8 protein-coding genes are annotated in these 9457 nt (G+C 42.5%); 6 read left to right on the forward strand and 2 right to left on the reverse strand.

Translation table 11 applies throughout. From position 1 onward, the window contains the following. Window positions 1-164 precede the first annotated feature (164 nt). The gene (locus VK080_RS07020; RefSeq protein ID WP_324224060.1) at window positions 165-1391 is read right to left on the reverse strand and encodes a DUF819 domain-containing protein; all 1227 of its coding nucleotides are present in this window, start codon (window positions 1389-1391) and stop codon (window positions 165-167) included. A 148-nt stretch (window positions 1392-1539) separates the two neighbouring features. Here VK080_RS07020 and VK080_RS07025 point away from each other — a divergent pair, with 148 nt between their 5' ends. The 5 genes from VK080_RS07025 (at window position 1540) to VK080_RS07045 (ending at window position 7303) form a co-directional block, all read left to right on the forward strand. After that, window positions 1540-2025: a DinB family protein gene (locus VK080_RS07025; protein ID WP_324224061.1), complete on the forward strand. Its 486-nt coding sequence runs from the start codon at window positions 1540-1542 to the stop codon at window positions 2023-2025. Between the two features lie 47 nt (window positions 2026-2072). Continuing rightward, window positions 2073-2471: a (deoxy)nucleoside triphosphate pyrophosphohydrolase gene (locus VK080_RS07030; RefSeq protein ID WP_324224062.1), complete on the forward strand. Its 399-nt coding sequence runs from the start codon at window positions 2073-2075 to the stop codon at window positions 2469-2471. A 48-nt stretch (window positions 2472-2519) separates the two neighbouring features. Continuing rightward, window positions 2520-5678 carry a DUF3427 domain-containing protein gene (locus VK080_RS07035; protein WP_324224063.1) on the forward strand — a complete coding sequence of 1053 codons (3159 nt, stop codon included), beginning with the start codon at window positions 2520-2522 and terminating at the stop codon, window positions 5676-5678. Window positions 5679-5787: 109 nt separating this feature from the next. After that, window positions 5788-6342 carry a DJ-1/PfpI family protein gene (locus tag VK080_RS07040; RefSeq protein WP_324224064.1) on the forward strand — a complete coding sequence of 185 codons (555 nt, stop codon included), beginning with the start codon at window positions 5788-5790 and terminating at the stop codon, window positions 6340-6342. 172 nt (window positions 6343-6514) lie between these two features. After that, window positions 6515-7303, forward strand: coding sequence for an HAD family hydrolase (locus VK080_RS07045; protein WP_324224065.1), 789 nt, complete (start codon window positions 6515-6517; stop codon window positions 7301-7303). A 188-nt stretch (window positions 7304-7491) separates the two neighbouring features. On the opposite strand, the gene VK080_RS07050 is transcribed toward VK080_RS07045, so the two are convergent. Then, window positions 7492-8409: an SDR family oxidoreductase gene (locus VK080_RS07050; RefSeq protein ID WP_324224066.1), complete on the reverse strand. Its 918-nt coding sequence runs from the start codon at window positions 8407-8409 to the stop codon at window positions 7492-7494. A gap of 403 nt (window positions 8410-8812) precedes the next feature. Between VK080_RS07050 and VK080_RS07055 the strand changes: the two genes are divergently transcribed. Beyond that, a partial coding sequence (locus tag VK080_RS07055) for a cation:proton antiporter (protein WP_324224067.1) occupies window positions 8813-9457 on the forward strand: 645 nt, incomplete at its 3' end.

Consider the following 9457-nt stretch of genomic DNA (forward strand, 5'->3'; position numbering starts at 1 on the left):
ATCCCCGACTTGTGCGAGAGCGCCTCGAAGTTGAGCGAGATCGTCCCCGACTTGTGCGAGCGCGCCCGCAAGTTGAGCGAGCGCATCCCCAACCCGTGCGAAGGCCCACCTCAAGTCGTGCGACGAAACGGCTCCTGACTCGAACAGGGCGCTATTGTAAAATCTTACATTAGCGTCTGGAACCACACACCGACCCCAGTTCCGATGTAGTTGCCAATAATATAGCCAAGTGTGCCAACGAGCAGGATCGGAACAATCAGCTTATGCCAGCCTTTTGCGATGGCCATAGCGGCTGCGGTTGTCGGGCCACCGAGGTTGGCGTTGCTGGCAAGCACAATTTCTTCTAAGTTGAATTTAAACAACTTTCCAAACACAAGAGAGAACAGCAGGTTGATGATAACAATGATCAGCGTAAAAACGAGCAGAAGCGGTGCTGTTGTGACAACTAATGTCAGCGACGCTGGCACACCAATCACAACAAAGAATAAGTAAATCAAAAATGTCCCGATCTCCTGCGTTCCACGGATGTTTTCAAAGTAATTCGGAAATGCAATGACTGCCAAAACGGTTAAGGTTGTTAACATCAAATAATGATCACCGATAATGGCGCCCAGAACCTGGAAGAAAATGTTTGCGTCCTCACCGCTCGGAACAACACTGGCAAAAAAATCAGCCAGGTTAAATGATACAGCAACAAGGACAAATGCCGTCGCAATACTTGTGGCAATATCTTTTAAGGATATTTCCTTCCGCTGCCAGAACGAAGCCGCCTGGGTTTCACCTTCCCTCTCGGATGTGGTTGCATCAACTTCTTCTATATGTGGTGTCGAATACTTTTTCCGGAAAAATGACATCGCCGCAATAGCCATTAACACGAAAAAGAACAGCGCCATCATCGCGTTATCAGCAACAACAAGTGCTGAAACGAGCTCGCCCGGCGCCTCGAATTTGGATGCCATAGCTGCAAGATTCACACTGCCGCCCGTGTACGATCCTGCCATCATGGCGCTTAATTTATCCAAGTGAGGAATGACATCTTTAAGCAGCATGAATGACACAATGGTCCCTGCCACTGTACCGGCTGCGCTCAACAGGAAGATTGTCAGCATCCGGCCGCTTTCCTGACAGATCTTTTTAATGTTGGCCTGGAACAGGAGGAGCGGAATGGCCAGAGGCACCACATAATCCCAGACCGCATCATAGACGCTTGACTCAAGTGGAATGACATTGAAGTTGGCCAGCGCCATCGCCCCGATCAGTGCAATAATCGCCCCGGAAATTTTGGACGCCCAGGCATATTTCTGTTCCAGATAAATACTGACGGCTGCCCATCCCGTCAAAAAAGCCCAGAGTGCCCAGGTGTTATCCGGTGATATCAGTGATGTTTCCAATTTGGTTCACCTCGTTATAAAATTATTGATAAAAGTAATCATATATGCAAGCGTAGGTACATTTTAGTGTACATGATTTGTGATAATATAGGAATAGTTCGATAATCGGTGTTAAGAGCGACCGATATGCTCAGCTAGGAGGAATTACATGAGTGTTTTGAAACGTCAATATGATTTAGTTAAAAACACAAGGGAGTTACTGTTCGGGTTTTGTGAAGAGCTGGCTCCGGAAGATTACGTAAAAGAACTTGATGATTTTGGCTGGGGATCCATCCGGAATCTGCATACACATGTTGCGGAATGCTATCAGTCATGGCTTGCGAATTTCGGACTTAAAGAAAATATCAAGGCGGCCGAGCCAGGGGCAGTCAGTGATGTGCAGGACATGCGAAATATTTTTGGCGAAGTGGACAATCTGGTCTATCGATTCCTTAATACATATGAAGGGCAGTTTGATGGGACTATAAAGGGATCTGTTCCCTGGCAGGAAGCGGATGAGGAATTGCCAGTGTTATGGCTTTTTACCCATACGGTCACACATGAGTTTCATCATAAGGGACAAATTGTTTCCATGGCCCGACACCTTGGGTATGTGCCGGATGATACGGATTTGATGATTCCGGAACTTAAATAAGCAGAAGGTAACGCTTATTCTAATTAGCAAATTTTTGGGAGGACATAATGAAAAAAGATATACACGTTGTTGGAGCAGTCATCATAGATAATCATAAGATTTTATGTGCGCAAAGAGGCCCTTCAAAAACATTACCATATAAATGGGAATTTCCAGGTGGAAAAATTGAACAGGGTGAATCACCTGAGGACGCGCTCATACGCGAAATTGATGAGGAACTTCAGTGTCGAGTGGAGGTAGGCGATCGGATTGAACACACCGTTTATGAACATGATTTTGGTGTGGTTCATCTAACAACCTACTTTTGTGAACTGTTGGAGGGTACTCCTATAAATACGGAACATCACGCCCTTGAATGGTTCTCCCAAAAAAATTTAAACAAGTTGGATTGGGCCCCTGCTGACAAGCCAGCGATAGAAAAGCTGATTAGGTATCTTACTACATAGAGCTGTTCTCCTGCTATATAAATATTCTGATCGTAAAGAGGTGATTGTTTGTTACATGAAGGTATATATGAAGAAGTTATCACGAAAGAGATGAAGCAGGCTTTAGAAAAGCTTGAGGAAAAAGACTATGATATAGGCAAGGAATCGCTTGATGTAGAGGAAGCACGTAAAAAATTAGCAGCTTATATTTCCGAAATTACTAGAAAAGCTTTATATTACATACGAGATAAACATGATAAAAAGGATGATAAGGGGGCGTTATTAAAGCAAATTCAGGCGAGTAATGCCCTCATTCAGAAACTTAGCGAGCTATTACCTGAAGAAGACTTCAAACGGTTGGAGCTGGATCAGGAAGGCGAAATCTTGACATCTGTTTATTCGAAACTAAATAATATTCGCAGTGTTAAGGATGAAAGCCCAGTACGTCCAGTAACACCAATCTCCGAAAGCTCGTTGTTTACTGGCTCAAAATCTGAACCCAATATGTTAAATGAGCTTCGAAATGAAATTTTATCCTCCGATCAAATTGATATGCTCGTGTCATTTATTAAATGGAGCGGCATTCGTGGCATCATGCCGGAATTAAGAGCGTTTACCGAGAAAAAAGGAGGAAAACTTCGCATTATTACGACGTCGTATATGCAAGCGACCGATTACAAAGCCATTATGGAATTAAGTCAATTACCAAACACAGCGATTAAAATCTCGTATGATGTGGATCGAACAAGACTTCACGCGAAGGCATACATATTTAAACGTGATACGAATTTTAGTACGGCTTATATTGGGTCATCAAATCTATCCAATCCGGCTTTAACGTCAGGTTTGGAATGGAACGTTAAAATGACTGAAAAGGATTCGTTTGACGTGATGCGAAAGGTTGATGCCACCTTTGAAACCTATTGGAATAATAACGAGTTTGAACTATTTCGTTACGATCAAGAAGATGATCACAAGCAATTAAGAATGAATTTAAGTCAAAAAGAGCAAGATGAGCAGCCGATACATTTTTCCTTTGAAATAAAGCCATACTATTTTCAAAAAGAGATTCTAGAAAATCTTGACGTGGAACGGAAAGTACACGGTAAATATCACAATCTATTAGTGGCTGCAACAGGTGTTGGGAAAACGGTCATATCGGCATTTGATTATAAGCGCTTTGTAAAGGAAAACGGGAAGCCGCAACGATTGTTGTTTGTTGCCCATCGTGAAGAGATTCTGAAGCAAAGTCTGGACACCTTCAGAGCCATCGTGCAGGATTTAAATTTTGGCGATTTATTGGTTGGTTCAAATCAACCAGATAGTATTGAGCATTTATTTATCAGTATTCAAAGCTTCAATAGCCGCAAGTTATATAAATATACGTCGCCTGATTACTATGACTTTATTATTGTTGATGAATTTCACCATGCGGCTGCGGATTCCTATCAAAAATTGTTGCAATACTATCAACCGAAAGTGTTACTTGGTTTAACCGCAACACCAGAGCGAATGGATGGTAAGAGTGTATTACCGTACTTTGATGATCGGATTGCTGCTGAAATGCGGTTAACGGAAGCGGTTGATCAAAAGTTATTAAGTCCGTTTCAATATTTTTGCATAACGGATAGTGTTGACTTATCACAAGTCACATGGCGAAATAGCGGCTATGATGTACGTGAACTGGAAAACATATATACGGGCGATACAATGCGTGCACAGCAAATTTTAAAAAGTGTTAAAAAGTACGTCACTGATTTAGATGATGTAAAGGGCTTAGGCTTTTGTGTAGGAGTTAAACATGCTCAGTTTATGGCTGAGTTTTTCAATCAACGAGGTGTCCCATCAATTGCCTTGCACGGTGGTTCTAATAAGGAAATAAGAGAAACGGCCAAAAAAGAATTAGAATCAGGATCTATCAAATTTATATTTGTTGCAGACTTGTATAATGAAGGCGTCGATATACCGGCTGTCAATACGACGTTGTTTTTACGTCCAACTGAAAGCTTAACCGTATTTTTGCAACAACTTGGACGTGGCTTAAGACTACATGACGATAAAGAGTGCTTAACTGTCCTGGATTTTATTGGACAAGCATACAAAAATTATAATTTTGAAGATAAATTCCGCGCACTTGTTGGCAGAACAAAACATTCGATTAAACACTACGTAGAAAACGGCTTTAGTACGTTACCTAGAGGCTCTTTTATCGTCATGGAAAAACAAGCGAAGGAATATGTGCTACGGAATATTAGACAGCTAAGCAACCGTCGCAGCCATATGATCCAAAAGTTAAAAGACTTTCATTTCCATTCAGATCAGCCACTAACATTGAACAACTTCTTAACATATTATCAGTTATCTATCTATGATTTTTATGGCAGGAGTGGTAATCGATCTTTTAGCCGAATGCTAGTAGAAGCAGGCATTAATGATGATTTTTATTTTGCAGATGAAAAAATGGTGACAAAACGTTTGCCAAATCTTTTTCATTTAGATTCAAAGAGACTTCTTGATTTTTACTTACGTTATTTGAATGATTCTTCAATTCGTGATGAAGAGGAACGCCTGATGGCTAATATGTTTTACTATTCGTTCTATCAGAATGCGCCAAATAAAGTGGGCTTTGACTCTATTGAAGCAGGAATCAAATATATAATAAGTGTTCCGGAAATAAAAGCGGAGATTCTACAAGTCTTGGATTATAACCGCCAACATCTAACTGAAATGGAATTTATGCATGATTTAGGATATCCATCACCATTACGTGTTCACGCGAAATATAATATTAACCAAATTATGGCTGCCATGGGGTATTATAATGAAGAAAAGGCACCCGCTTTTCGTGAGGGCGTTAAACATTTCAAAGATAAAAAGACGGATTCGTTTTTTATAACATTGAATAAATCGGAAAAAGACTTTTCACCGTCGACGCTATATGAAGACTATGCCATGAATGAGCAATTATTTCACTGGCAAACACAGAGTACCGTGACACCAACGAGTAACACAGCCAAGCGTTATATTAATCATAAAGCAAATAACCATCAAATTATGTTATTTGTCCGTGAATATAAGAAAGAAAATGGTTATACGTCGCCTTATATTTTTCTGGGAACTGCTGACTATGTACAACATTCTGGAAGCAAACCAATGAATTTTGTATGGCGTTTGCGGCGAGCAATGCCACCTATGTTTGTATCGAAGGCGAATAAGAATGTACTGTGAGCCTTTAATACAATGAGGTATATTGGATAATTAATTTTCGGAAAATAGCAAATCATTCTCAAAATATATGCTATAATAAATTTAAATTTCAAAAGGAGGGGAACATTGCATGACTAAAAAAGTCTTGATTCTAGCCGGAGATGCTGTCGAGTCATTGGAAATTTATTATCCTTATTTCCGCTGCTTGGAGGAAGGGTATGAGACAACGATTGCAGCGGGATCGCCTAAAAAGCTGCATACGGTTGTCCATGATTTCATCGGCTGGGAAACATATACCGAAAAAGAAGGGTATCAGATTGAAGCAACTGCAAGCTTTGATGAGGTAAAGCCCGCTGATTATGATGCGCTCATTATACCGGGCGGGCGTGCACCAGAGCATATTCGACTGAATGAACACGTACCTCGGATTGTCAGCCATTTCTTCGAGACGAACAAACCTGTTGGAGCTGTCTGTCATGCGGCTCAAGTTCTGACAACGGTAAAAGAGCATCTAAAGGGCAGGGAGATGACAGCGTATATTGCCTGCAAACCGGAAGTGGAAGCGGCAGGCGCGCGTTATATTGAAGAGTCGAATCATACCGATGGCAATTTGATATCCGGGCATGCATGGCCTGATATGCCGGGGGTGATGAAGCAATTTATCAAGCAGGTGAATGCATCATAATGCAAGAATAGCAATAACTTTAGTCATCACAATAACCGCCGGTGTACAAGCGCCGATTTTTTTAACATCATACACACGCTCTCCCCAAATTTTCATGAAATCATAACATCAAATTAATCCGCACTTTACATTCAGGTGATATGTTTGATGTGTAAAAGGAGGGAGAGAAACCATGAGTATACGTGCATTGTTCATTGATATGGACGGAACATTGCTGACGTCATCAAATGAGATTTCACAGCGCAACGCGGAGGCAATCAACAGAGTGATCAATCAGGGTGTTAAAGTTTTTCTGGCGACGGGGCGTCAATATGAGATTACAGCACCTTACCATAGTCTGCTTGGTTTGAAGGCACCGATGATCTGCTTGAATGGTGCATCCATTCATGATGGATTAACGGGAAGGATTGTCCAGATGAACCCTGTTGTGCTGGATGAGGAATATTTTCATCATATCACGAATGAAAACCAGTACAATGTTATTGTGCACACAGCCGATGGCTTCTATTGCAACAAAACGTGCAAAGAGGTTGATGAGTGGACCAGGGAGGGCGAGGTTCCGCCCAGGTATATCGGCGATTTGCGGCATGCAGATTATCGAAACGCGCTGAAATACAATGTCAAAACCGGCCGTCATGGTTCGTATCTATCACATTTCTTCAGTAATGAAGCAGATGTCATTGACTGGAAAGACGGGTTTGAGATTGTCGCGCCTGGTGTTTCAAAATGGGCAGCCATTCAAGTGCTGATTAGAGCATTTGGCATTAATCCTGAAGAAACGGCAGCCATTGGTGACGGTCCAAACGATATCCAAATGCTTCGAAACGCCGGATTTAGCGCCGCCATGGCGAATGCTGGGCAAGAAGTGAAATCGGCCGCGGATATTATTACTGGCCATCATGAACTGGACGGCCTGGCTGAATTTATTGAGCGTTACCTTGTGAAGTCATATGCTATTTGAGCTGTGATGAAAGTAAAAAACGATAACCATGAAGAAATCGTTTTGCAGAAGACTATGCATACAGATAATCCTCTTTGTACAATCTCCAATCATTCTCCCGGAGCGGGCTATTTTTTATCTGAACCACATCGCGCTCATCATCGTGATTAAAGTTCTTTACAGTTCACAGCATGACAATGAAAAATTATTCAGCCCAGTACCTGTCCGCCATTCACATGCAGCACTTGTCCGGTAACGAAGCGGGAATCATCGGAAGCCAAATAGACAAACGTTGGTGCCACTTCAAACGGCTGGCCCTGGCGATCCATGGGGTTGCCGGCAAGTGTCACCTGATCGGCAGAGAAACTTGCGGGAATGATCGGTGTCCAGATACGTCCCGGAGCGATGGCGTTGACGCGGATTCCTTTACTGACGAGGCTGTTGGCCAGGGCGCGGGTAAAGCCGACGTTGGCACCTTTTGTCGCTGTGTAATCAATTAATTGGTCATTGCCGTCAAATGTGACAACGGATGTTGTATTGATGATTGAACTGCCCTCCTTCAAATATTTCAGGGCGGCACGGGTTGTGTAGAAATGAGAGTAAATATTCACTTTAAATGTATCATCGAACTGTTCATCAGAAATATTCTCAAGATTTAATTGCTGAAATTGAATCCCGACATGGTTACACAGAACATTCAGCTTGCCAAATGTTTCGACCGTTTTGTCAACAATGTCAATGCATTGTCGTTTTTCGCGGAGATCGCCCGGTAATAACAGACAACGTTGGCCAAGTTCCTCAATACGTTGTTTTGTGCGGTTCGCGTCTTCATGCTCATCCAGATAAGCAATGGCAACATCCGCACCTTCTTTGGCAAATGCAATCGCAGCTGCTGCGCCAATACCGCTGTCACCGCCAGTGATAAGAGTGCATTTTCCGATCATTTTTCCGCTGCCTTTTTCATGTGGATTTTCCACAATCGGCTGCGGCACCATCAGACGCTCGACACCCGGCTGGCGGTATTGCCGCTGCTCGGGGACCGTTATGGCCACGTCCTCATATTGCGTTATTTTACCGTAGTTAGGGTAAAGTGGGTATTGCCGCTTTTCCCGATTATCCTCATTCATTAAATTCATCCTTCCTGAAAATGAGTCTTCAGGTTACGTTATGCCGGATGGGCGCTTGTCGTGCACGGGTTTGTCATATATACAGGCTCAATAGCCGAAAAAATGAATAGGCTGTCAAGGAATACGTACAAAAGGAGATGGGTAATGTGTATGATGACTATTACAACCCTGAAGTGAGGTATTTGTTGATGTCACAGACATACGATAAAGCAAAGATATTGTATGACAACAATTCTAATGCGTGGTCAGCCCCGGTAATTGGATCAAGGCCGCCGTACTATACAAATCCCCGTTATATGCCTTACTACCAGTTAATCTAGGTTTTTGCTTTGAACGAATTCTTTGTTTTTTATCAATAAAAACGGTAAAATATAGATAGAATATTGCTGAAAGGAATTACTTCATGGATCCCTCTGTCACATCATTCGTACTACTGTTCGCAATCATGCTCATTGTAGGTGTGTTTACAACAAAATTCTCGGCTCGTCTGGGGCTGCCTTCACTTGTTCTTTTCCTGTTTGTCGGTATGATCCTCAACGAAGTTATTTACTTTGAAAATGTAGAGCTTACTCAGATGATCGGTGTCATGGCGCTGATTATCATTTTGTTTGAGGGTGGTACCCAGACCAAGTGGAACAACATGCGTCCGATCCTTGCTCCGGCGGGTGTGCTGGCGACATTTGGGGTTTTGATCACCTCCATCATTACCGGGTTGGCAGCGTATTATATCCTGGGTTTGACCATGTTGGAAGGAATGCTGTTTGGCGCGATTGTCGGATCGACAGACGCTGCAGCGGTCTTCGCTGTGCTGGGGAGTAAAAATATTAATAAGCGATTGACAGCTACATTGGAAGCTGAATCAGGGTCGAATGATCCGATGGCGGTTTTTTTGACAGTCGCTTTTATTGAAATGATCCAGGTTCCAGACGCCACGATTTGGTCAGCAATCGGAAGTTTTTTTGTCCAAATGGGATTCGGTTTGATCTTTGGGCTGTTGTTTGGCAGATTAAGTGTACTGCTGATCAATAAGATAACATTGGACGTAGCT

The organism is Lentibacillus sp. (assembly GCF_035301925.1).
GTDB lineage: Bacteria > Bacillota > Bacilli > Bacillales > Amphibacillaceae > Lentibacillus.

Bases quoted from the DNA above. Each gene is read 5' to 3' on its own strand.
- VK080_RS07025 (WP_324224061.1), top strand. From the start codon at position 1,540: ATGAGTGTTTTGAAACGTCAATATGATTTAGTTAAAAACACAAGGGAG.
- VK080_RS07030 (WP_324224062.1), top strand. From the start codon at position 2,073: ATGAAAAAAGATATACACGTTGTTGGAGCAGTCATCATAGATAATCAT.
- VK080_RS07040 (WP_324224064.1), top strand. From the start codon at position 5,788: ATGACTAAAAAAGTCTTGATTCTAGCCGGAGATGCTGTCGAGTCATTG.
- VK080_RS07045 (WP_324224065.1), top strand. From the start codon at position 6,515: ATGAGTATACGTGCATTGTTCATTGATATGGACGGAACATTGCTGACG.
- VK080_RS07050 (WP_324224066.1), bottom strand. From the start codon at position 8,409: ATGAATGAGGATAATCGGGAAAAGCGGCAATACCCACTTTACCCTAAC.